This is a genomic window from Paragemmobacter straminiformis (assembly GCF_014243445.1).
GTDB classification, from domain to species: Bacteria; Pseudomonadota; Alphaproteobacteria; order Rhodobacterales; family Rhodobacteraceae; genus Paragemmobacter; species Paragemmobacter straminiformis.
Map to the genome: position 1 here is coordinate 124,209 of NZ_JACLQD010000002.1, position 22,066 is coordinate 146,274.

Here is a 22,066-nt window from a genome sequence, read left to right on the forward strand (position 1 = left end):
TTGTCAACATCGCAGCGACACGGTCAAGTGCAGGGCAATCCAATGGCTCCATCATCCCCGTTGCAAGATTGTCATCCGACTTCGTTTCGAATGCTTGAATCGTCAATCACCCGACGTCTTCGGCCTTCGATCTTCTTCCACTGATCTCGCACAAGACGCCGAGTGCAACCCCGAGCAGGACATAGAGGATACCGATGTTGATCGCCTCGCCCGTCGTCGCTGCCGTCAGGTAGGCTTGTGCGGCTGCTTGGTTGGCTTCTGCGGTATCGGTGCGGAACGCAACCAAGATGTCAAACGAAACCCGCATGATGCCAAACCAGAACAGCAAATGCGCGATGGCCATTCCGATTCGCGTGAAGAACATAAGTTCGCACACTCCGAGAGGCGTCTCGCTTGCTACCTTGGCGCGTGTGTTCGTGGAGTTCAAGCAACGGACAATCCGGCTGCGCCGCTTGGCCGAGGAAGATCCCGCGACTGGGTAGAGGCGCCGCAACTTCTGTCGCTGGAACAGCATGGATGGGGACTACCCGGCCGCCACAGCCATCTTTTCTTCGGTCAACGCCAACAGGAAGTCCGTGGCGTTTTGGGCTTCGCCGGCTGCCCGGAAGATCGCGCGGCTATCTTCTTTGATCGCTTGCAACCAGCCTTGGATGCAAGCGCCGCTTCGGGCGAAGTCAGGTAAGCGATGCGTCCCACACTTCGGCTCCGACACCTTGCGCGCAGCAAAAACCGCGCCTTTGGGCACAGAGGGCAAGACGAGCGGGAACAGGCAAGGGCTTTCCCTTAACCTGTTGGTTTCCCATAGAATTTTAGATTTTGGCTCCGGCGGTAGGGAGTGACCTAGCTAAGCCATTGTGATTTCGAAGGAAATGTCTCTCCGTATACGGCGAAGAACGCTCCGTTGTGCCTTACGCAGTGCCACGGAGAAGTACGGAAGGCAACCGAATTGTGCCCCTTTTTCCGGGTTTGGCCAACGTCCCGCGCGGGTGAGGAAAGCCGGTCTTGCAGTGTCGGTTCAGACTGCGGCGTCCAGCAGACCTCGATCCTGAAACGCGATCTCCGCCTCGGGACTCAGTCGGTAGATGACCGGAGGCTGGTATGTGGAGTCACACGGCAAAGGACAGTCAGGACTGCGTTCCGTTTTTCGCCTCGAGCAATGGAAACGCCATTGGTCCGAATGGCCATGGCGAGGCCTGGGCGCAGGGTTGCGAGCCACGAGAGCATGGCACAGGGCTTTCACGGCAAGATCGCGCTTCAGGCGGTCACTCGTGGCCCAGCCGACGACGCGCCGCGAGAAGAGAACCATGACGACAGCGAGGTAGTGCCAGCCCTCTGCCGTCCAGACGTAGGAGATGTCCGCCACCCACTTCCGGTCCGAGCCATTTTCCGTGAAGTCCTGCGCCACGAGGTTCGACGCGACGGGCTAGGCATGTTCGCTGTCCGTCGTGCGCTTGAACCGCCGTTTCTGTCGCGTGATGAACTGGTTCTCCCGCATCAGACGTGCTGTGCGTTGCCGCCCAATCTCATGGCCCTCGTCGACGAGGTCGCGGTGCATGCACGGGCTGTCATGGCTGCCGTTCGACAACGCGAACACCGTGCGGATATGAGCCAGATAGACCATGTCCTTCTGCTAGCGGCGACAGGCGGGCCTTTCCTGCCTGGCGAAGAAGCCGCTCTGGCTAACACCGAGGACACGGCACATCCAGCTGCTCGGAAAGCTGACCTTCTGCGCATCGAAATGAAGCATGAGAATGTGCACCTTGTGGAGAGTGAGCCTCTAATTGCCGAGTTCCGCCAAGCATCCGAACGGACATTGTGACGCGTTAGTTTTTGGGTGATCTCAGGGTCTTGGCGATGTAGCGAATGCAGGATAGCTTGAGGCGAGTGAACGAGGTGACGCGCACCTTAGCGGGCGAGACAATGCCTGATGGAGGTGGCAACAGAGGAAGGGGGCCGTCATGAACAAATCCGAACTGTTTGAGTTTTTGCAAATGCGAACAACAGAGGTTTGGGATAGTTCGAAACAACCCTATTACTTGGCAAGAGTGCAGCCCGAATTAAGAGACTCCGGGAAGAATTACAGAGAAGCAACAGGCGAACAAACGTTGGCTACATTTGCGGAAGCTGTGCCGGGTATTCGTGTGGTTCGACACCCGCACAAGAAAGCGAAAATTGGCCTCGTTCCAGCATCATCTCCGTTTGAGTTTTCTGAAATGGAGGGGCAGGCTTCAACTGAAGTCGCTGTACCTGCGTTACAATCGCGTTCGCGGATTTATCGACCGGGCGCGCAGCGCGTTATTGCTGATTTTATGCAACTTTTGTCGACTTTGGATGATAATGATCTGAAGGATTTTCACATACCGGCCCTTGTTTTGGCGAAATTGTTACGGTCGAAATGAAGTTGATAATTGTTGTGGCCACGCCTGACGGGGCCTTGGCGAAAACAGTTGGTCAGAAAAAGACCTCGTTGATTGACTCGGCCGCACTAAGAAAAGCACTGAGTTTTGGTGTAAATGTGAATGTCTTGTCTGCCGTTCCAGCTTCGGTTCATGATTTCACAAAGTACCTTGTTGATCTTGGGCGCGATGCGGACGGTATCATAACTATCCTTGACTCGAGGTTGAATGCTTTCAGCGCGCCTCTTTCTCCCTTCTTTTTTGTTGTTCCGCTCGGAAATGAGAGCGAAAATTTCAATCATCAGAATTTGCTAAGGTCTGCTTACAACAACGGGCTAAAATCATTCCTGGTGTTCTTCGAGAGATTCACAAAGCTTCAGTATAAGAAAATTCTACTGCTGCCTTTTTCGAATTTCACTTCCTCAAAGTTTAGCGATTTGAAGGCGATTTTCTTGGGTGGGATTAGTGCGAGAGGTTTTGGGGATACCCTTGATGGAGCTATTGCCTCAATGAGAGGATTGCAGAAGCCAAAGACTTCCACCGGGTATCAGGATACATATTTTATTGATGACCGAGGGCGGCACTATCAACTCGGCCACGAAAGACATGCGCGGGCAGAAACAGGAAGCCCACCACATTCACTCTTGTGCATAGCTGGCGCTCGATTCAGGTTCGGAGTTGGGTTTGAGGATTGGTTGCATTTCAACGTCTCCTCGGCCCAAGGAGCAATTTCAGGGGATTTTGTCTCGTGTCACGGGGGCACGCTCAATGTCCCGGCGCGCACCCATATAAACCTGTTCCCAAACGATCACATAGCCTGAAATGGTAAGCGGCGCTGACCCAAAGGATAGCGCCGCTTAAGAAACCATTGGCTACACAGGTTTGTTCACGCCACCGCTGCAGATAAGCTAGATCACGGCTTCCCGCTGTTCCAGCTGCCTGACACACGCCCCGGCGCTCAGATACCTCACACACTGGTAGGTTTCATCTGAACGCATGACATGATGCGTAGTCACGTAGTAGATATGGTACGACTAGCGCAGTAAGTCAAGCAAAGGTCGACTAAGATTCTACAAAGCCAGCGAACCATGATTGAAGAGTTCGCGTCGAGGCATCGCCATCTCTTCACACAAACAGGGGCCACGGTGGCGACCCGGTGGACATTTATGCGCGAACGGGAAAGGCCGCCTTGCAGGGCTTTGCCTTAATCTTCTGATTTCAGGTCTAATTTTTGCCCCGACGGAGGGGGGGGGGGGGGGGGGGGGGGGGGGGGGCTAGTTAACGCATTGTTATTTATTGGTAATTTTTCATACGTTGCCGGCAAAGAACACTCCGTTGTGTCTAGTGGAGTGCCACGGAGAGCTACGGGATGCAGCTGAATTGTGCACGCTGCATCGCGACCCATCTGCCGTGACCACGTCCCCTAACAATCAGAAGGATAATTTTTGCATAACAGCTTGCGAGCCTCGGATCGTCATGAGTAGTTTGAACTATACAACGCTAGATTGATGGATCGTTTATGGATGAGTTGTTAAAGGATGGATTTCTTTCGAGAATTTTCAGTCGCCGCTCATCCGCCAGCGTCCGTGTAGAGGGGCAGGTCAACGGTTCCGAAAGAGGCTCTGAAAACTGGGCCGACAATCGACACAAAACCGTCCGAACACTCGTTCACGAAGTGCTGTCGTCACCCGCGTGCCTGATCGTAACGGGATATCAGGATTTTCTCTCGGCTCTGACCATAATTCTCGAGAGCGTTCCCGACATCGCATCGCGCCCGCCGGGAAGCATTCGGATCGTCTTCGGGACCAACAGTGACAGCAGTCGTACGGTTGGTGGGGCAGGGCGGTCGGTATCTGACGAGGCCCGTTCGCATTTCCTGGGCGCTCGTGGGCTCGCAGTCAGTGATCTTGCCGATCTGCGCGCGATACTCGCCCTCGAAGCCATCGAACGAGGCGCAATCTCCTTTCGCGCCTTCGATGCCAACAAGGCCGCGGAAACCCTTGGGAAGCGCCCCACAATGCTGCACGCCAAGTTATACGTGTCGAAAGAACGGGTCCTTTCCGGCTCTGCCAACTTTTCTAATGCGGGTATGCGCTCCAACTTGGAGTTCATCGACGATGTCAGCGACTATCCGGACTTGGCAAAAGCGCGTCGTGAAAGTGCTGAGGCATTTTGGAAGATGGGCGAGGACTGGACTGAGACTGCACTCGAAATCCTGCGCGGCCTGATCCGCCTCGTGAGTGCCGAAGAGGCAGCAGCACGCTCCTACGTGGAGATGACCGGCTTCATACCATGGATGGTAGGTGGGCTAACGAGCGCTGGTAGACCACCTCAGCCGTTTCAAGCCGAACTCGTTTACGAAGCCGCAGGCACGATCTACGAACATGGCTTTGCTTTCGTTGAAGCGCCGACCGGGGCTGGAAAGACCGATATTGGAAAACATCTCGCCGTTGTCCTGCCTGTGACGCATGGAGAGACGGTTCTCAGCACAGGTGAGCGGGCAGACCAGCGGCGGCTCGGCACACTCGCTTTGGTGCCTGCAAGCGTTCATGGAAACTGGGAAAAAAACTCGTCCTCAAACTTGAGTCTGATCAAGCACAGTCACCTTTCGAAGAAGGCGCGAGAGGAAGAGGCAGAGATGAATGAGATTAACCGCAAGATCCAGTCATCGGCGTCAATGATTGTTGACGAGAGCCACCGGATGAGCTCTCGCTATCTCGCCCCATCGGCGCGATCCATTGTGTTCGAACAAAGCCCCGCCATATGGACGGCCTGTCTTTCGGCAACTCTTATGGGCAACCAAGGCCTCGATGGCCTTCTTGCCTTTCATGAAAAGCGCAGCTCGATCTACGTCCCGCCGCAGATCACATCTCGTATCAACGAGCATATGGCAAAGGTTCGCAGGAGATCGGAATTAATCCGAAACTTGCAGGAACTGGAGGACCGTATGGCAGCGCGCCAAGTTCAAGGCGATCTTTTCGAGCGCCCTGAAGTTCTTGCGGAGGAGTTGCGGCGAACAAAGTCGCTAATTGTAGAGGGCGGGCTTGAGCCCCGCCAAATCCAATCCGATCTTGCAGCCTCATTGGCCCCCTATGTGGTCCGGCGCCAGCGCGACTGTATCGGGGAGAGCCCTAACCGGTCCAAGAGTCATTTCACCTATCCCCCGATCAGGCTCGAACGGCTAGACGCCGATTTGACCGAACAGCAAGCGCGCGTCATTGCCCGCATTAAGGATTTGGCGGAAGCCATAACCACCGGAACAACACTTGTTTCGGCGGATCCAAAACGGGCGGGGCAAGCGGAAATTCGGTTCCATGACAAGTCCCGGATCCATATTCGGAACTTCTTGGCAGTGCTGAGGTCCTCTATTTCTTTTGCCCGGATAGAATGGACGCAAGAGCGCGACAGCGAGACTGATCAGAGGGGCAGGGCTTCAATCGGGGAAAGCTTACGACGAGCTGAACGGCAGAGCCGCCGAGCACTTCAGGTTCCTCCAGGTGAGCTGCCGGAAGAGCGGCCCAGCGGCGACGATGATAGTAAGACGCCAATTTGCGATCGAATTCGCCGGCTTCTCGACGTTCCTGCCTTGGTGGAAATTGACGTACAGCGGGCGAAACAAATGGCGGATATTCTGAACCGCCATGTTCAAGTGATCTTCCTCGCTGAACGGATCGGTGTACTCGAAGTCTATGCAAATCTTCTGGTTCGTAATGCCCGAAAGGATGCGGAAATCTTCGTGGTTGCGCCAGGTGTGCCTACATTCGGACAAAGCAAGATCAAGCACCTGCGGAGTGGATCAGACGCGCAGGACTACCTGGCAATCGATGGAAAGAAGGCAGATCCGTTGAAGCAACGGGCGATGTTCCTGACGTTTCAAATGGCAGAAGGGATCAATTTGCAGCGCGCTTCTGCGCTAGGGATTATCGGGGTTACGTCGGACATCAAGGCCATGATCCAAGGTCTTGGCCGAATTGACCGGATCGACAGTCCACATTCAAAGATTCACTACTTCACGTTCGACCTTCCTGGTCTCGTTCTCTCCTCGGACAAGAAGGCGCGCGAAAGGGTCGAAAGTTTAGCACTTCTTTCCGGGGTTGGGGCGAAAGACCTGCCTTCAGCCCTTGTCGAGTTTGCGGCAGGCGATGTGACCGAGTTGATTGTTCGACAAATTAGGAAGCCGCGTGAACTACGACCCAACAACAAATTTGATATGCTTACGCGTCTTGGGAGGCGGCTAAATGCGTCTCTTGTGGAAGATATGCGCTCGAACAGACCGCGCGGCCTCTGGGGCGCGGACCTTTGTCTCCTTAAAGGCAAGGAACCTTCGACAATTTTGGTGCTGAATGGCGAAGCTGGAAGCCTCCGAGACGGCTGCGTGCTGCCTCCGCGTCTCGTTGCAGTGCGCGAGAGTGGATCTGAGCTGATCGTGACTGGCGACCAGTCAGAGACGGCGCGATTGCTCGATGACGCTTACGCCCTCACTGAAGCACAAGGCCGCCATCACGTCCGCCCAACCCTTCAGGATGTACAAGACACCCTGTCGCGGCTTCTCGAAACCTTCGGTGGCCTCACACACTGGGACATCCGACCAGCGAGGACCGTGTCCTTGCTCTCGTCTCTCAGCAAATTCCTTGGAAGTGATAAGTCGGATGATGGTCACGACCTTCTTGGCAGTCTCACGCTACCCTGTTTGGAAAAATTGGCCGAGACTTGGGCTGCAATCCTCGACCCGTCTTGGATCCGCGCCAAACAGCAGATCAGTTCGCGCAGCAAATCTGGCATCGAGATCCCGGATTATCTTGGTATCGAGGCCATTACGCGCGTTTTCTTGGATGAGCCTGAAGCCTACATACAGAGCGCACACGATGCGATGCAGGAACTCCTTGATGGGTGCCGGGCAGCGTCTGATGGACAGACAATTTCACTACTCGATCGTGTTGGTGTGATCTTCAGCGTTCAGCGCTCGTAACCGAGATCGGGATACGATTTAATCTGGTTGCTTGCGATGACGGTTCACAATGACAACTTCTGCGTGCAGGAAGTGTTGACCCGCGTTTTATTTCCCGTCATTTTTTCGGTAACTTATGTCTGAGGATCTTTCGTGCAACCTAATTATATCGAAATATCAAAGCTTTTTTCGAATGATGAACGCTTTACCGTGCCCTTGTTCCAGCGCCCATATGTCTGGTCGCGTGAGGCCCAGTGGGAACCACTATGGGATGATGTAAGAGGTGTTTTGTATAGGCTTGAGCAGCGCAAAGGGGATGCGCCAGTTGCAAGCCACTTCCTTGGTACGATCGTGCTTGAGCAAAAGCCGACGCCAACGGGCAGTTTGACGCGGCGTGAAGTCATCGACGGTCAGCAACGGCTCACTACGCTGCAGATCCTGCTGAAGGCGACTGAGCATGCCATTCAGGTGATCATGCCGGGTCCCGAAGATCCTGACTCCGAAGCTTGGGCCATGGAGCGCGACAAAATCGCTCGGTTAACGAAAAACCTTTCCGCAGGAGAGGAGCGGTTCAAGGTTTGGCCGACGAACGAAGACCGCGATCCTTTCCGTCAGGTTCTTGAGGCGAAAGCGGAAGATGGCCTCAAAGAAAGCAGTACACGGATGGCCGAGGCTTACCGGTATTTTCGGTCCGAAGTATCCAAATATCTCTCCTCCGATCATCCGCTAATTTCGGCACAGCGAATTGTCACAGCTCTGCGAGACTTTCTGAAATTGATCGTGCTCGACCTCGATCAAAGCGACGAACCACAGGCTATCTTTGAAACATTGAACGCGCACGGAACGCCGCTGCTGCCGGCCGACCTGATTAAGAACTGGCTGCTTTGGGAAGCTGCGCGCCAGAAACAAGATGTTCAGGGGCTCTACGAGACATATTGGCGACCGTTTGACAGAGATCATCAATACTGGCGCGGTGTAGTCGGAACGGGTCATGCCGCCCGGCCGCGAGTTGACACCTTCTTGCAGAACTGGCTCAGCAAGGAAACTGTCGAGCCGGTCTCCCCGAAGCACATTTATGATAGATTTCTTCGGTTTGCTGCAGCGAACACTTTGACAAGCAGTGACGCGTCGGTAGTTGCACAGAACATCATGTCTAGCATTCGCAATGATGCGAATTGCTTTTTGCGGATAGACATTCCGAGTGGTAATGGGCGTTTCGATCTGTTCCTTGAGCGGATGAAGTCTTTGGATCTCGTGGTATTCCACCCGTTCCTATTTGGGTTGATGGATCGGCTTCAACACCTGCCAAATGCACTCGAACAAGTAGCCGTTCTGCTGGAAAGCTATCTTGTCAGGCGTGTGATTTGCGGCATGCAAACCCGTAGCTATGGTACGCTTAGTTTGAAATTGTTGCGAACGGTACTCGATTCAGACGGCCAGGACGTTCCCGCTTTGATCAAAGCACAGCTTCTTGGGCTGGACGGCACGGATGAGTGGCCATCGGACGAAGCGTTCGAAAGAGAGTGGATGAGGCGTCAGTTCTACGGTTATTTCCGTCGCGAAAGAGTTTTGATGATCTTGCGAGCCTTGGAGCACCATTACCAGTCATCGAACGGAAAATCCGAACCGCTCATGACCTTTGATTGGTCAAAACTGCAGATCGAGCATATCCTGCCTCAGACTTGGCAGCCCAATTGGCCGTTGACACCCGAAGTGACAGCCGAAGAACGAAAGGCCAATATTCAAGGGATTGGCAATCTTACGCTGGTAAGCCAGGCTCTCAATCCCACGCTATCAAATGCCGCATGGATAGGAAGCGATACAAAGCCCGGCAAGCGTGAGGCGCTGCATAAGTATGCGATGATGCAGATTAACCGAAGGCTCCTCGATGAATTTGGTGAAAATTGGTCTGACGAGACAATAAAACAGCGTGCAAAGATGCTGTTCGAGGACGCAAAAATAATCTGGCCGAAGTAAAAAGCGTTTCTATTCGCGAAATGTAAAGAAAAGGCTAATCAATGGATCTGGCGCAAAAGACACCGGAGCAGCTGGAGCGAATCATCTCTCGCCATAGAGACGCGGGAAAAATGAGCGCTGATTTATGTAAGCAAGCTATGGCTGAGTTGTCCACGCGGGTTGTAAAGGGATTTAATCTCACGCACGCAATCGATCATCTTATTGATGCTGCAAGGTCAGGTAAGCCAACAGATTTCAAACAGTTGGCAATTGCCTCAGGCGTATTTGATGAAAAAATTCATGTCTGGGGAAACTGGGCAACCACCTCACTTAAATTGGATCGTTTGTGTATTTACTGTGTTCACCATGGTTTGCCGCAGCTTACGGCGATGCTGGGAAATGCTGGCGGTAAGATTGGAGACTCCGTATGTGATGGATTTTTGAAAGGTTTGGATGCAGCTGGGATAAAGTATTCAGGTGAGCCTCGCGCGATTTATGAAGAGCATCGCAAAATCTGCATTGAATGGGGCGCAAGTGCTTGATCAGATGTCGTCTCCCAAGGATCTTTGATGCTAGCGACAGCTATAGTCAGGCAGAGCTTGACCGGTCTATTATAACCCCTGATGGGTAGACCTTTCCAGCCGCACAGGTCCAGCTACCCGGAATAAGTGAGGCGGATGCAACGGCCAATGTCACGCAGTCCGAAACCGTAGAGTTACTTTCCATCCGTCAGATCGCCGATTGCGTCGTCGAAAGTAGCCAGCATACTGTCCATGCCGGCGATGATGCGCTCAATGGTGGCGCGCCGCTTTAGGATGGACGGTGCTTCGAGCATTGCGGCAACGACTTCATCACCAAGTGGGGCCTTACCCGTGTATATCATACGACCGAAGAGTATGCCGAATGCGGTGGGGTCAAGCTTCTCTTCAGAACAGAACCGCGAAAAGGCTGCATCTCGTTCTGAAGCCCAATATGCAGCGAAAATAGCGTGGACGTCGTCGTTCGGACCCAGAAGCGGCATTTTTTCGTCAATGAATCTGCTGATAAGGTCACGTTTGTCGCGCAGTTGCGTTTCTGACAGCAAGAGGTCGAAAATCCGTTTCCGCTGCGCTTTAGCTTTACCGACAGAGATTTCTCCCTCTTGTACAGCCACATTGAGGTTAGCGAGCAAGGCAACAATGTAGGCGACGTTGATCTCGTCGCGCCGGATCAGTTCCAGTTCAAAGTCGATTTCTTCCAGCGGCGATGTTTCGTCATCCTCTTTCGGCTCCTTGGTCTTCTGCGCCAGGTCGAGGTACTTAGATTTAAAATCCTCGAAATCCTGCGGGGCCATGGCGAGGTCGTTCGGTTTGAATTCGCTGTAGCTTGCAAGGACGTTACGGATGCGGATCAGTTCGCGGAACCGCGTGACAAATTCTGCCTCTGCATTTTCATCCGGCAGATCGTCCACAGCATCCGGGTTCGGAGTCAACGTAAGCAGGTTCCGGACTGCTTCCTCGAATTTTTCGAGTTGCTCCTCATACGTTCCGACAAGGATTGTCTCCCGGGCATTCTTGTCCGCGAACAGGGCAATAGCTTCGTCTGTGCGTTCCTTTAGATCGCGGAAACAGACGATGTTCCCTTGGCTCTTCTCCTGACCAAGAATGCGGTTGGTGCGAGAAAACGCCTGGATCAGGCCGTGGAACTTCAAGTTCTTGTCGACGTAGAGCGTGTTCACCGTCTTCGCGTCGAAGCCTGTCAAAAACATGTTCACGACCAGCAGAATGTCGACACCCTGATCCGGCACAAAACCCTTTCGATCCCGTGACTTGACCCGCTTTGCGAGGGCGCGGTAATAGGTATAGAACCCACCACCGTCCAAGATGCTTTCATTCGTGCCGTAGCGAGCATTGTAGTCCGCGACGTAGCCGGCAAGCTTGTCGCGGCGTGGGATCTGGGCGCCGGTCGCTGAATTGGTCGGAAAGTTTGTCTCGGGGATCAGGTCGTCTGCCTCGGTGTCTTCTTCGTTCGCAGCGTAAGTGAATATCGTCGCAATCTTAAGGTCGTGTGCCCCGGCCTTCCTTCTTTCCTCGAAGCGGTCGTAATACTTTATCAGACCGTCGACCGACCCGACGCACATCATGGCCCCGAACTGACGGCCACGGGTCTTGCGGTCGTGGTTGTCGATGACCCAATCCACCACCGCCTCGACGCGTCGCGGGTCTTCCATCACTTCGCGCGACGCGAGTTGCTTTTCGCGTTCGGCCTTGGCCTCGGGCGTCTCACCCTCAATCGGGGCGGTGGTGGACATGTATTCGACCGAGAAGCGAAGCACGTTCTCGTCGCGGATGGCATCCGTGATGACATAGGTGTGCAATCGTTGGCCGAAGAGGTCGGCCGTGGTTCGGCGGCCCACGGCATTGTCGGCAAAGATTGGGGTGCCGGTAAAACCAAACATCTGCACGCGTGTGAAGAATTCACGGATCTTGCGATGTGCATCGCCGAACTGGCTGCGGTGGCATTCGTCGAAGATCATTACGACGCGGCTGTCTTTGAGCGCCTGTAGGGCAGGGGAGAAGCTTTCGCGCGAGATTGCGGTGTTCAGCTTCTGGATCGTAGTGATGATCAGTTTGCGTCCGGGTTCGAGGAACTGTTTAACCAGCGCCGCCGTGTCATCCGTGCCGTCGACCGATCCCGGCGAGAAGAAGTTGAATTCTTGCGTGGTCATGTAGTCGAGGTCGGCGCGGTCCACGACGAAGAGCACCTTTTCGACCTTGGGGTTCTCGCACAGGTTCTGCGCTGCCTTGAAGCTGGTGAGCGTCTTACCCGAGCCCGTGGTGTGCCAGATATAGCCGTTCTCGCGTCCGGCCTTGACCCGTTCGGTGATCGCCTCGACCGCGTAGTATTGGTAGGGCCGCAAGACCATCAGTATCTGGTCGCTCTCGTGCAGCACCACGTATTTCGCGATCATCTTCGACAGGTGGCATTTTTCGAGGAAGAAGTCTGCGAACGGCTCCAGCCGGTTCATCGCCTTGTTGTCGGTGTCCGACCAGGTGAAGGTCTGCTTGAAGCTTTGGTGCCGGTTGTTGGCGTAGTAGCGCGTGTTCACGCCGTTCGAGATGACGAAGATCTGGACGAACTGGAACAGGCCGCCGGCGGCGGCAAAGCTGTCGCGCTGGTAGCGGTTGATCTGGTCGAAGGCGGCCTTCAGCTCGACCCCGCGCCGCTTTAACTCGATCTGGCAGAGCGGCAGTCCGTTCACCAGCAGGGTCACGTCATAGCGGTTGGCACGGCGGCCCTGTATGCCGATCTGTGTCGCGACCTGGTATCGGTTGCGGCACCAGTGCTCGAGGTTCATGAACTGCACGTAATGGCTGCTGCCATCGTCGCGGATCAGGTGGAACCGGTCACGCAGGGTGTGGGCCTTGTCGAAGACATTGCCCTTTTCCAGATGGTTGCGGATTTTGCCGAACTCGGCATCCGAATAGGTGGTTTCGTTCTGCGCGCCCAGTTCGGCCCGCAGGTTGGCCCAAAGCGCCGTCTCGGTCGGCAAGGATACCGGCGCCCAGCCTTTGGCTTTGAGCCGCTCGATCAGGATTGCTTCAAGCTGGGCTTCGGACTGGATGGACATCGGGCACCGTTACACGAACATCTGTTGCAGGAGGCCCTTCTTGAAGGCCTCCATTCTTGAGGTCTGGCTACGAACGGCGGCAATCTTGTCGTCTATCGCTAAAATGGCGTCGGCTATTTTGCGTTGCTCGTCTATGCAGGGGACGGCCAGTCTGATTGAAGCAAGAGCTGGATACTTCAGATTCCACGTATCCGACGTCAGACCCTGTGAGCTACGCTCGAAAAGAAAAATCACAGACGGAAGTTTGAAGTAGTAACCCCAAAAATCCATTACCTGCGGTGACGTAGCATAGATGACTGTATATGCCGGACTGACAATACCGTTGTATTTTGAAACTCCACTGGCCCCCTGCCACATGCGCATTGAGTTGTATGCAATATCTCCTGCTCGGACGGATTTGTAGTTTGATAGATCTGCGCTAGCGCCATCTGTTCGATCAATCTCAGCAGCGCGGACTACGCCTTTGTTCATCGTGACCGAAAGCAACTCGGCTAATATGTCGCCCCGTTGGGCGCGCTCGACAAACACCGCTCCAAGGCGTTTTTCTTCCCAGTCTGGAAAAGCGGATCCATCTTCGCGGGTGAAACGAATTTTTTGCGAGAAGAGCTTCTGCATCAGCCCCGCCTTGAACCGCGTTAGCGCTGCTTCTTTCCGCCGCAGCCCCGAAATTTTGCCATCCACCGCACCGAGGAAAGACGCGATTTTTTGCTGTTCGGGGAGGGTTGGAAGAGCGACAGTGAAATCCGAAAGGATAGCTTGGCTGAGGTTGCTGATATTTGTTCCGCCGCCCATTTCATCCAGATAGCGCCGAAACTTTGGGCCTCTAAAAAGGCGGCCGCCAAAAATTGAATCAACACTTTTCGAGGTGCGTCGTCCCCGAATGGTAAAGCCAGAAAAGGACGCCACCGCCTGCATGCGTCCGATGTGGAGGCACCGTCCAATCAACGCCTTGTTTCCATTGGAGCGGACAAAAAGTAGGTCGTTCTCTTGCAGCACGTCTCGATCGGTAAGCTTCTCAGAAATATGAACCGTGGGAAGGCTCTCAACATCGTCGAAATACTCGTTCCTCTGGAACTCCGAAACTCCCAGAATCCGGACCTCCTCACCTGTCATGTCTCGGGTAAAGTTTAGCCCATTTCGGAATTCATAGACGCTTCCTGCTTTCGTAAGTCGCCACTCCCCAGCAAACTCTGGAAATCGCAGCTTCGGAATAGCCCCGCTCATACCGGAGACTCCAGCCCAAGCTCGGCGCAGAAGGCACGGATTTGCGCGTCGATCGGGGCCATGTCCTTTTCGACCTGATCCAGTTCCTGCGCCACGGCGGCAAGATCAATCTCGGCCTCTGCCTCGAACGTATCCACATAGCGGGGAATGTTCAGGTTGTAGTCGTTACCAGCGATCTCGGCGACACTGGCGCGGTGACTAAACTTTGCCTCCTCGTTCCGAGTGCGATATGCAGTGACGATACGGTCGACATCCTCGTCCCGCAGGCGGTTTTCATTCTTGCCCTTCTCGAAACACGAAGAGGCGTCGATGAACAGCACATCGTCCGTCTCGCGGCATTTCTTGAAGACCATAATGCAAGTCGGAATGCCGGTGCCGTAGAAGATGTTGGCGGGCAGGCCGATGACGGCATCGAGCCAGTTCTTTTCCCGGATGATGTATTCGCGGATCACCCCTTCGGCGCCGCCACGGAACAGCGCACCGTGGGGCAGGACCACAGCCATCGCACCATTCTCGTCGAGATGGGCCAGCATATGGGTGACGAAGGCATAGTCCGCCTTCGACGACGGAGCGAGCTTCCCATATTTGGCAAAGCGGTCGTCCTGCAGGAACAGCGGCCGCGCCGACCATTTGGCCGAGAAAGGCGGATTGGCGACGATCGCCTCGAACTGCATCCCCTCATGCTGGGGGTGTTCCAGCGTGTCTTCCTGCTTCAGGTCGAAGTTGCGGTAATGCACCCCGTGCAAGATCATGTTCATGCGTGCGAGGTTATAGGTCGTGCGGTTCATCTCCTGCCCGAAGAAGTCGCCCACATCGCTTACCTCGCGCGCCACACGCAGGAGCAGGGACCCCGACCCGCAGGTCGGGTCATAGACCGATTTCAGCCGCGTTTTGCCGGTGGTGACAATGCGGGCGAGGATCGTGGAAACCTGTTGGGGCGTGTAGAACTCACCCGCCTTCTTGCCAGCGCCGCTGGCGAACTGGCCGATGAGGTATTCATAGGCGTCGCCCAGCACATCGGCCTTGGCATCATCCAGCCGGAAATCGATGGCATCGAGGTGGGTCAGAACACGCGAAATGAGGGCATTCTTGGCTTCTTCGGTGCGGCCAAGCTTGGTGGATGTCAGGTCGAGGTCTTCGAAGAGATGATCGAAGTCTTCCTCGGACGCAGTGCCCATGGTCGAACGTTCGATGTTAGACAGGATTGTTGCCAGGTCGCCTAAGATGAAAGCCCCTTCTTCCCCTCGCTTCGCGACTGCCGAGAAGAGTTCGGACGGCTTGAGGAAGTAACCAAGCGCCTCGACCGAGGCGTCCTTGACGGCGTCGAGCACGGCAGCACCCTCGGCCGACGTTTCGTCAATATCGGTGAAGTCGATCTTGTCGTTGTCGAGGATGCGCGTGGCGTAGGCGTGCATCCGCTCGGAAAGGTACTTGTAAAAGATGAAGCCCAAAATGTAGTCGCGGAACTCATCCGCATCCATTTTGCCGCGGAGGGTATTGGCGATATCCCACAGTTTTTGTTCAAGTTTTTTCTTCTGTTCGTCGGTCATGCCCGTCCCCAATGTTGCTCTTGCCAAGGAAATGGGTCTGCGCCTCGGTTCGCAGAAGATTTTTGTCAGGTTTTCACCTGTGGCTGCAACCCCTTGTTGTAGGAGGCGGGTATCGGTCGTCGTTCGCAGCCCATCAGGTGGCCGAGCCTGCGCCGTTCCGCCTGCGGCGGGCCTTCGGCGGTTTTCTTATTTGTTCTATACTGTTCTATTACATTCTATAGCGGGATATGCCTTAAAAAACAGATGCTTATGGGGTTAATCACGCTATGAAAGCGGTGTTCAGGCCGCACAAGGCGCCTTTGGCGATGTATTTGACGAAGTTGCGACCTACGAACGAGGCACCCGGGGTTGAAAAAGCGGCGACAGCCAATGGAGTCAACGGCGGACAGATAGAGCACGGATTCAAACCCGATTCCGATTAATCACTCGGCCTACCCAGATTTCGTTCAACACGAGACGGATAGGGCCATGTTGTGATGCACAAATTCAAGATCTCCGCGAACGCACGTGACTTTTTACGAACCTTTGATCTCGGGGCTCCCGAGATCAGGCTGGTTTACGCACTTTTCTTTGTGATGCAGCGCATTGAAAGCAATCAATCCATCAACGAAGGGGAAACCATTCGTGCTTACCTCTCTGATCTGAGGAAGTCGGCTTTACCCCCGGAACGGGGAACCAGACTGCTTCGCTGTGTCATCGACCGGCTTCATAAAACAGACCTGTTTAAAGTGTTGAATGTCACGAATTGTAGCCAGTTCATCGAATATCAATTTGGCGATGCATTCATCGACAAAATCTGGGATGTTCCGACCAGATATGTGGTCGCGAATGTCAAGGAAATACGGGAGTGCAGGACTTCGCATGAGATCCATTTTTTAATGCTTGTTTGGGGTTGCCATAAACAAACGTACCCATATTTTGAATTAAGGGCTGATGAGTGGGGCGATCGAAGCTGCCAAAAGAGATGGAAATTAGCGGCCGCACGGATCTCGAAGCGCCTTGGCTATACTTTGGTACTTTGTCCTGACATTCAGCAATTCAGCAGAACACTGCGCCGTGTTAAGGTCCGGGTAATGACTCAAGGCTGTATCTGGTATAGAAAATCTTTTTATTCATCATCCGGATGTACCGAACTATACGAAGCCAAGGATGGTGCTTGCAGAAAGCTTACAAATCAGCAATTGATTGAACGCAGGATTGGCAGTGTATTCGTACATGATGGGCAAGAACCCGATGAAGTCAGCTTGCTTGATGGCGAGACTTAGCACATCCATAATTGTTTTATTAACATTTTGGCATTGTATTTTTTAATCTGCAGCAATCGAACCCAACTTCTCACAATAGAGGTTGGGAATGCACATCGAAACGTCAATCACTTGTCACCGCCGCATTGAAGAAGCTGCGTTTCTTCTGGGCCTTAGCTATCGTTCAACCCTTCGGCTGATACGAGATCACGAGGTCTGCGTTGTTGATGAATGCATCGATTTAGGTGGTTTGCTTCTGTGTCTTGGAGTGCCAAGCGATGTTGTCGTCCAATCTATCCATCTTAAGCGGATATTCCTGACTGGAAGCGAGTTAGCTCAGCGGCTTGGTATCTCATCACGAACAGTTTCCACATACGCGCGCGGAACTCGCAGACTTGAAGGATTTCCACGCTCCATTCGTATAAGTGAGAAAGTCAGGCTATTCTTCGAAAGCGATTTGCAAGAAATGGAATTTGGAACTTCTAATCAATCGGACTTTACTTTTACACCTGTGCATGCACCTAACGATCCAGCCGAATCCGTCATTACAGAGTTAAATATTTCAACTATCCAGTTCAATCTTGAGGAGCTTATTCCTCGTCCGCCAAAGAATAAACGGGTTCGGAAAAAATGACAAACATCCCAATTTTTTTGGGAGCGGAAAGATTTGATATGCATGTCATTTTTCACTTCTGATTTTGAAATTATAGCCAATGTATCATTTATCCAGAGGAGTTCTATCATGATGAATATTATTCCTGGTCGTGCAAGTTCTTTCGCGGATGTCGTTGAATGGGCAAGATTGAACCGCGGTTTGGATGACTTCCGCGCCGTCGCTCGCGTTGAGAAACTCTGGGAGAACGTTCCTCTTTTTAGCCGCCCAGCAGATCTCGGTGGATTCGAAAAGCAGTTCCCCCTTCATGGTTTTGATCCGGCTGTGCACAAGTCAGAGTTTGCATACAAGGCTTGGCGTCGCAAAGTCGTCTCTGTCTTGAAGGCATTCGCGGCGAGGCAAACCACTTCGTCGGCCTTGGTAAAACAGGTTGAGACAGACGGTGTGCAACTTGTCTGGCAGCGGCTGTTAGGTCTCGTTGTTCAACATGTGGAGTCCAGCGCCGAGCCTGCTCTCAAACCGCAGCAAATGCTCCCAGTTCAGTTTCTTTCGCGGCATTCGGTACGACTTGGCATCACGCCTGCCGACCTGTCGGCACAAACTTTGACCCGACTTGGTGCTGATCTTGACGGGAACGACCGCCGGACCGTAATCGCGGCACTTCGAATACTGAACCGCTTGCGGTCGGTTCCAAGGATTGAAGCTCTGTTGGGAGCAGAAGCTTACACCCTCTCGCCATGGCCTCGAAGGCACGCAATCGGTGAACTACCCGAGGCGCTAAGGTCCGAAATCGAACAATGGCTTGACGTTTCTTGTGGCGGCAGTTTCGACCTCGTCGCTGATATGCTGATCAACGCTACATCTAAAAGTGATCGCGCAAAGAAGAGCGTTGCTCTTAGGCGGTTTTGCGAAGCGGCCATTGAAGTTGATCCGGCGCGCAACTGCAGCACCCTTGCGGAGTTTATGAACGTTGAGATCGCAACGGCAGTCTTGCGCCGATGGCTCCAACATGGAGACAAGAAAAGACTCTCCAATCGAACTATCTCTAGCTACTTCAAAGCAGTCAAAACCGTTGCGGCGCATAACCAGGTCGATGTGGCCGGGTTCTGCGTTCTTGAACGGACGACCGTGGTCCTCACCGAAGGACGGCGTGACGGTGATATCATGTCGTTACGTGTAAGGAAGTTCTGTGAAACGTTACTCGGCACAAAAAGTCTTCAAGTCAAACTGTTAACACTTCACGTTCAAGCGCGCCGTCTCGCACAGTCCCTGCTCGACAGAGCAGAGGCAAATGAGCGCGAACTATCCGGAATGGAACTCTATCGTGTCCGACAGCTGGGTGCTTTTGCGGCCTTCTGCGCAATAGAAACTTGCGCCGTCCCTTTGCGGATCGAGAACGTCATGCGGCTGACCTTCCGCGGGCCGGATGCCAATCTGCTCATGCCAACTACCGCAACTCCTTTCGCGCGCATCATGCTTCCGGGGAAGGTTGTGAAGAACCAGAAGCCCGTTGATGCAGCACTCCGACAAGATCGCCGGAACGGCTTGGATACCTTGCGCTGGTATCTGAGTCAGGTTCGCCCGCTTTTTCCTAGCAGCGACGGGAACGACCATCTGTTTCCCGCAGTGCGTGGAGATGGGCCGTTGTCGAAGACGCTCTTTCGAAACTGGTTTATTAAGATCAGTCGGAGCCTCGGCCTACCGATGCGTCCGCACAACTTCCGCCATGGCCTCGCGTCACTGCTGATTCAACAGTTTCCGGGACAGTATGAAGCGGTTGCAGTTCTCTTGGGTGACACAGAGAGCACTGTCAGGAAATACTACGCATGGGTAAATCGTCGTTTGCAGATCGAAGCGGCCCAAGCTCTCGTCGTGGAGCTGGCAAATGCGGCGTGATTGGAGAACGGCAGAACAGATCCTCGGAGAGCCACGCTGGGCGGGTCTAACGGAGCGGGCAGGGTATTTGAGCCTCTCTTATCTGAGAGATGTCGACCGCTTGTTTAAACTCTGCGACGACCGTGGGATCCAGCACATCGATGATGTAACCGAAGATTTGATCAATGACGTAGATAAAGGCGGCGTGAGCTCCTGCTTCCCGAGGCGCCTCGCTAAAGCTTTGCAGATCCTGTTACCCGGCACAATACTGGCGGAACGGGCGGCGCAGAATGCACGGCAACGCCATCAAGCATGGGTTCAGTCTCGACCAAAACAGAGGACGGGCCGCGACTATGGGGCGACCAAGACCGTTCCCGAAAGCGCGTTGCCTCATGCTTGGCAGCTAGCTCTAGCCGACATGCGGTCTGGCCTCGGTTCAGCAACTGAGCGCCCTCCGGCACCACTTATCATCAAGACCATTGCGATGAAGCTTCGCCAGCTCGCAAAGTCTTCGTTGGATGCAGGGGCGTCGGTAGAGCTGAGCGAGGAAAGTCTTGCGGCACTGCATCGCGACATGAACGCACGCGGTCTTTCAAGCTACACTAAACGCGCCACGTGTTCTGCCCTGGGTCGCTTTGCGAAATTTATCAATGCACCCAAGGTGGTCTGCGACAAGCTTCGAGAGCTGACAGCTTTGCACGACGCGAACACGAGTAAAGAGGTAAAGCGAAAAGAGGTCATCTTGCACGAAGTCGACGTGAGTGCTCGGTCTGTTTTGTCGAAGGCAAAGGAGCTTCTAGCGAAGTCTACGCAAACGACAAATCTCAGAAGCGCCCTTACGTGCAGGAATGAGGCGTACTGTCTGGCTGTGTTCACCTTCCTGCCATTGCGGCTCAGTGATACCCGATTTCGCTTCGGAGAGGAACTGACATGGGAAAATGGATGCTGGCACCTTGGACTGACGACTAGCAAAAACGGTCATGACTACTCAACGCGCATGAATCCAGACCTTAATCCGTTCATTGATGCTTTAGCATTGAACGGGTTAAGCGAAGCATATCTCGAATTGGCGCGAACCGAGGTAGTTCGGGATAGACGCCCAGTCTTGATCACTCGGTCTCAGGACGGCGTTGGGTACAACTATGTTTCGGATGTTTGGCGAAAGTACTTCAAGACCGGCGAACATATCGCAAGAACTGAAATGCATGAAGCTTTCGCTGGCATCAGCGGACCTCTTGGCACCGAGCTAGCGCTTGCAGCCTGCGCTCAACATTCACCGCAGTCTGCCTCGCATTACCACAGCCACCGAATTCGTACGGATCGATTAGCGAAGATGCAGCGAGGCTTGGCTAATCTGGCCTCCGGAATTCCAGACAAGAATTTTGATTTCGAATGAAGTCCTGTTCACCCGTTCTCGTTTCAGGCTTTCCATTGTGAAGCCCGAAACGAGAACGGGTGAAACTGAAAGATAGGTGCAGAAGCTGTCCGGAGGGAAAGGAGACCATCTCCGGCGTCGTGCGCCCCGCGAGCAATCACGTTCGTGCGGTCGGAAAACATCAGAAGGAATAATCGATGTTTCATGACCTAAACCTGTCGATGAACTCAAGTTCCGCCTTTGCGGACCTGCAGCTCTATCTTTCAGATCATTTTGACGCCTTTGCCCATGCCGCCGGGCTCCTTGGTGGACGTGCTGGTCAGCAAAGAACTGTCGCCCTCATCCGCGACCTTGGTGAGGCATCTGAACTTTCTCGACGACTTACACGGGAACTGCAGTTTTTAAAGGAGCTGCTGACGCTCGAACATGTCGGTAACCCTGATAGACCAGAGTCCGATTTCTTTGCTGCGATCAATCCCGACGCCCCGTATGTCACGGAAATCTGCTTGCTGTCCGAAGGGCTGGTTGAACGCATCGATGCCATTGAAACCAAGTGCGAGGCCATTCCCGTTCGGTCGGGCGTAGTCGCACACGCTTCGAATGAGGTGTGATCATGCAGCGAGGTGTTTCGGACTACGCTATCGCATCGCGCAGTATTCTCTGGACGATGGAACTCTCTCGCGAGGTCGCCAAAGTCGTCGCTCGGTATCCAGTTCTGTTGATCAGGGATGATGTTCGGCAAATGCGCGAAGATTATAGATCTGGCGACATTTGGACCGACCGACATGATGCTACACTGGACCGCATCAAGGCACACTGCCGGCTAGCAATCTTGCAGAAACTGCCCGCCTACGCAGAGGTTTTTGACAGCGAACAGGTCGAAGACTGCGAGCTTCTTGATCCAGAACTGGCCACCCATCGTCAGATATGGATCACGGTTGATCGTTTCAAACGGATCCGTCGGTCGGCACAGGACCACATTTCAATGCTTGAGGCGTTGCCATGCACGTGCCGAGCCAGCTGAGTTAGAGACTCGATTTCCAAAAAATGGTTCTTTGAAGCAAACTCTTCGGCTGACATGGAGTGGTTGCGGCAGCGTTATGCGTTCTGGCCGGTACAATCAATCATAAGGGGCGGCCATAGGGCCGCCCCTATCCCAGCGGCCAACACTGTTGACCTGCCCCCTGGTCGTCCCTCGTTCATAACGAGAGTCCTTGGGGTTGTGATCCGATCCCCAACGTTGGACCGCCCGAAGGCAGAGTTTTCAGGCTTCGC

Annotated in this window: 17 protein-coding genes; 11 read left to right on the plus strand and 6 right to left on the minus strand. The window is 53.9% G+C overall.

The annotated features are described in order from the left end of the window. Positions 1 to 106: 106 nt before the first annotated feature. The 3 genes from H7F16_RS06460 to H7F16_RS20035 all read right to left on the minus strand — a co-directional run bounded on the left by H7F16_RS06460 (position 107) and on the right by H7F16_RS20035 (position 1,621). Positions 107 to 343: a hypothetical protein gene (locus H7F16_RS06460; RefSeq protein WP_185796770.1), complete on the minus strand. Its 237-nt coding sequence runs from the start codon at positions 341 to 343 to the stop codon at positions 107 to 109. Positions 344 to 1,015: 672 nt separating this feature from the next. After that, entirely contained in the window at positions 1,016 to 1,405 is a 390-nt protein-coding gene (locus H7F16_RS20030; protein ID WP_185796771.1) for a DDE-type integrase/transposase/recombinase, read from the minus strand. Positions 1,406 to 1,423: 18 nt separating this feature from the next. Continuing rightward, positions 1,424 to 1,621 carry an IS3 family transposase gene (locus H7F16_RS20035; protein ID WP_185796772.1) on the minus strand — a complete coding sequence of 66 codons (198 nt, stop codon included), beginning with the start codon at positions 1,619 to 1,621 and terminating at the stop codon, positions 1,424 to 1,426. Positions 1,622 to 1,958: 337 nt separating this feature from the next. On the opposite strand from H7F16_RS20035, the gene H7F16_RS06475 reads away from it, so the two are divergent. The 5 genes from H7F16_RS06475 (at position 1,959) to H7F16_RS06495 (ending at position 9,842) form a co-directional block, all read left to right on the plus strand. After that, the gene (locus H7F16_RS06475) at positions 1,959 to 2,399 is read left to right on the plus strand and encodes a hypothetical protein (RefSeq protein ID WP_185796773.1); all 441 of its coding nucleotides are present in this window, start codon (positions 1,959 to 1,961) and stop codon (positions 2,397 to 2,399) included. Further along, positions 2,396 to 3,217 (plus strand): hypothetical protein, encoded by an 822-nt coding sequence (locus H7F16_RS06480; RefSeq protein WP_185796774.1) that lies wholly within the window; start codon positions 2,396 to 2,398, stop codon positions 3,215 to 3,217. The genes H7F16_RS06475 and H7F16_RS06480 overlap by 4 nt, the downstream gene beginning before the upstream one ends. A gap of 698 nt (positions 3,218 to 3,915) precedes the next feature. Continuing rightward, positions 3,916 to 7,365, plus strand: coding sequence for a hypothetical protein (locus tag H7F16_RS06485; protein WP_185796775.1), 3,450 nt, complete (start codon positions 3,916 to 3,918; stop codon positions 7,363 to 7,365). Positions 7,366 to 7,497: 132 nt separating this feature from the next. Beyond that, positions 7,498 to 9,321, plus strand: coding sequence for a GmrSD restriction endonuclease domain-containing protein (locus H7F16_RS19965; RefSeq protein ID WP_185796776.1), 1,824 nt, complete (start codon positions 7,498 to 7,500; stop codon positions 9,319 to 9,321). Positions 9,322 to 9,362: 41 nt separating this feature from the next. Then, positions 9,363 to 9,842 carry a hypothetical protein gene (locus H7F16_RS06495; RefSeq protein ID WP_185796777.1) on the plus strand — a complete coding sequence of 160 codons (480 nt, stop codon included), beginning with the start codon at positions 9,363 to 9,365 and terminating at the stop codon, positions 9,840 to 9,842. Between the two features lie 173 nt (positions 9,843 to 10,015). Here H7F16_RS06495 and H7F16_RS06500 read toward each other — a convergent pair whose 3' ends face one another. From H7F16_RS06500 to H7F16_RS06510, 3 genes are all read right to left on the minus strand, one after another. Continuing rightward, complete coding sequence (locus tag H7F16_RS06500; protein ID WP_185796778.1) at positions 10,016 to 12,910, minus strand: type I restriction endonuclease subunit R; 2,895 nt, start codon at positions 12,908 to 12,910, stop codon at positions 10,016 to 10,018. A gap of 9 nt (positions 12,911 to 12,919) precedes the next feature. After that, positions 12,920 to 14,023, minus strand: a complete 1,104-nt coding sequence (locus H7F16_RS06505; RefSeq protein ID WP_185796779.1) for a restriction endonuclease subunit S — start codon at positions 14,021 to 14,023, stop codon at positions 12,920 to 12,922. Between the two features lie 107 nt (positions 14,024 to 14,130). Then, the gene (locus tag H7F16_RS06510) at positions 14,131 to 15,684 is read right to left on the minus strand and encodes a type I restriction-modification system subunit M (RefSeq protein ID WP_185796780.1); all 1,554 of its coding nucleotides are present in this window, start codon (positions 15,682 to 15,684) and stop codon (positions 14,131 to 14,133) included. 476 nt (positions 15,685 to 16,160) lie between these two features. Here H7F16_RS06510 and H7F16_RS06515 point away from each other — a divergent pair, with 476 nt between their 5' ends. The 6 genes from H7F16_RS06515 to H7F16_RS06540 all read left to right on the plus strand — a co-directional run bounded on the left by H7F16_RS06515 (position 16,161) and on the right by H7F16_RS06540 (position 21,815). Beyond that, on the plus strand, positions 16,161 to 16,949 hold the full coding sequence (locus H7F16_RS06515; protein WP_185796781.1) for a hypothetical protein: 789 nt from the start codon (positions 16,161 to 16,163) through the stop codon (positions 16,947 to 16,949). Positions 16,950 to 17,037: 88 nt separating this feature from the next. Further along, positions 17,038 to 17,562: a helix-turn-helix transcriptional regulator gene (locus H7F16_RS06520; protein ID WP_185796782.1), complete on the plus strand. Its 525-nt coding sequence runs from the start codon at positions 17,038 to 17,040 to the stop codon at positions 17,560 to 17,562. Between the two features lie 42 nt (positions 17,563 to 17,604). After that, on the plus strand, positions 17,605 to 19,437 hold the full coding sequence (locus tag H7F16_RS06525; protein ID WP_185796783.1) for a site-specific integrase: 1,833 nt from the start codon (positions 17,605 to 17,607) through the stop codon (positions 19,435 to 19,437). After that, a complete protein-coding gene (locus H7F16_RS06530; RefSeq protein WP_185796784.1) occupies positions 19,427 to 20,812 on the plus strand; it encodes a hypothetical protein in 1,386 nt (461 codons plus the stop codon). The genes H7F16_RS06525 and H7F16_RS06530 overlap by 11 nt, the downstream gene beginning before the upstream one ends. A 176-nt stretch (positions 20,813 to 20,988) precedes the next feature. Further along, positions 20,989 to 21,402 carry a hypothetical protein gene (locus H7F16_RS06535; protein ID WP_185796785.1) on the plus strand — a complete coding sequence of 138 codons (414 nt, stop codon included), beginning with the start codon at positions 20,989 to 20,991 and terminating at the stop codon, positions 21,400 to 21,402. 2 nt (positions 21,403 to 21,404) lie between these two features. After that, the gene (locus tag H7F16_RS06540; protein ID WP_185796786.1) at positions 21,405 to 21,815 is read left to right on the plus strand and encodes a hypothetical protein; all 411 of its coding nucleotides are present in this window, start codon (positions 21,405 to 21,407) and stop codon (positions 21,813 to 21,815) included. Positions 21,816 to 22,066: the final 251 nt, after the last annotated feature.

What these genes read in the sequence shown, in the direction of transcription:
- H7F16_RS06520 (WP_185796782.1), top strand. Translation starts at nt 17,038, where the DNA reads ATGCACATCGAAACGTCAATCACTTGTCACCGCCGCATTGAAGAAGCT.
- H7F16_RS20035 (WP_185796772.1), bottom strand. Translation starts at nt 1,621, where the DNA reads ATGGTCTATCTGGCTCATATCCGCACGGTGTTCGCGTTGTCGAACGGC.
- H7F16_RS06475 (WP_185796773.1), top strand. Translation starts at nt 1,959, where the DNA reads ATGAACAAATCCGAACTGTTTGAGTTTTTGCAAATGCGAACAACAGAG.
- H7F16_RS06535 (WP_185796785.1), top strand. Translation starts at nt 20,989, where the DNA reads ATGTTTCATGACCTAAACCTGTCGATGAACTCAAGTTCCGCCTTTGCG.
- H7F16_RS06500 (WP_185796778.1), bottom strand. Translation starts at nt 12,910, where the DNA reads ATGTCCATCCAGTCCGAAGCCCAGCTTGAAGCAATCCTGATCGAGCGG.
- H7F16_RS06480 (WP_185796774.1), top strand. Translation starts at nt 2,396, where the DNA reads ATGAAGTTGATAATTGTTGTGGCCACGCCTGACGGGGCCTTGGCGAAA.
- H7F16_RS06510 (WP_185796780.1), bottom strand. Translation starts at nt 15,684, where the DNA reads ATGACCGACGAACAGAAGAAAAAACTTGAACAAAAACTGTGGGATATC.
- H7F16_RS06515 (WP_185796781.1), top strand. Translation starts at nt 16,161, where the DNA reads ATGCACAAATTCAAGATCTCCGCGAACGCACGTGACTTTTTACGAACC.
- H7F16_RS06460 (WP_185796770.1), bottom strand. Translation starts at nt 343, where the DNA reads ATGGCCATCGCGCATTTGCTGTTCTGGTTTGGCATCATGCGGGTTTCG.
- H7F16_RS06505 (WP_185796779.1), bottom strand. Translation starts at nt 14,023, where the DNA reads ATGACAGGTGAGGAGGTCCGGATTCTGGGAGTTTCGGAGTTCCAGAGG.
- H7F16_RS06495 (WP_185796777.1), top strand. Translation starts at nt 9,363, where the DNA reads ATGGATCTGGCGCAAAAGACACCGGAGCAGCTGGAGCGAATCATCTCT.
- H7F16_RS06485 (WP_185796775.1), top strand. Translation starts at nt 3,916, where the DNA reads ATGGATGAGTTGTTAAAGGATGGATTTCTTTCGAGAATTTTCAGTCGC.
- H7F16_RS06540 (WP_185796786.1), top strand. Translation starts at nt 21,405, where the DNA reads ATGCAGCGAGGTGTTTCGGACTACGCTATCGCATCGCGCAGTATTCTC.
- H7F16_RS06530 (WP_185796784.1), top strand. Translation starts at nt 19,427, where the DNA reads ATGCGGCGTGATTGGAGAACGGCAGAACAGATCCTCGGAGAGCCACGC.
- H7F16_RS06525 (WP_185796783.1), top strand. Translation starts at nt 17,605, where the DNA reads ATGTCATTTTTCACTTCTGATTTTGAAATTATAGCCAATGTATCATTT.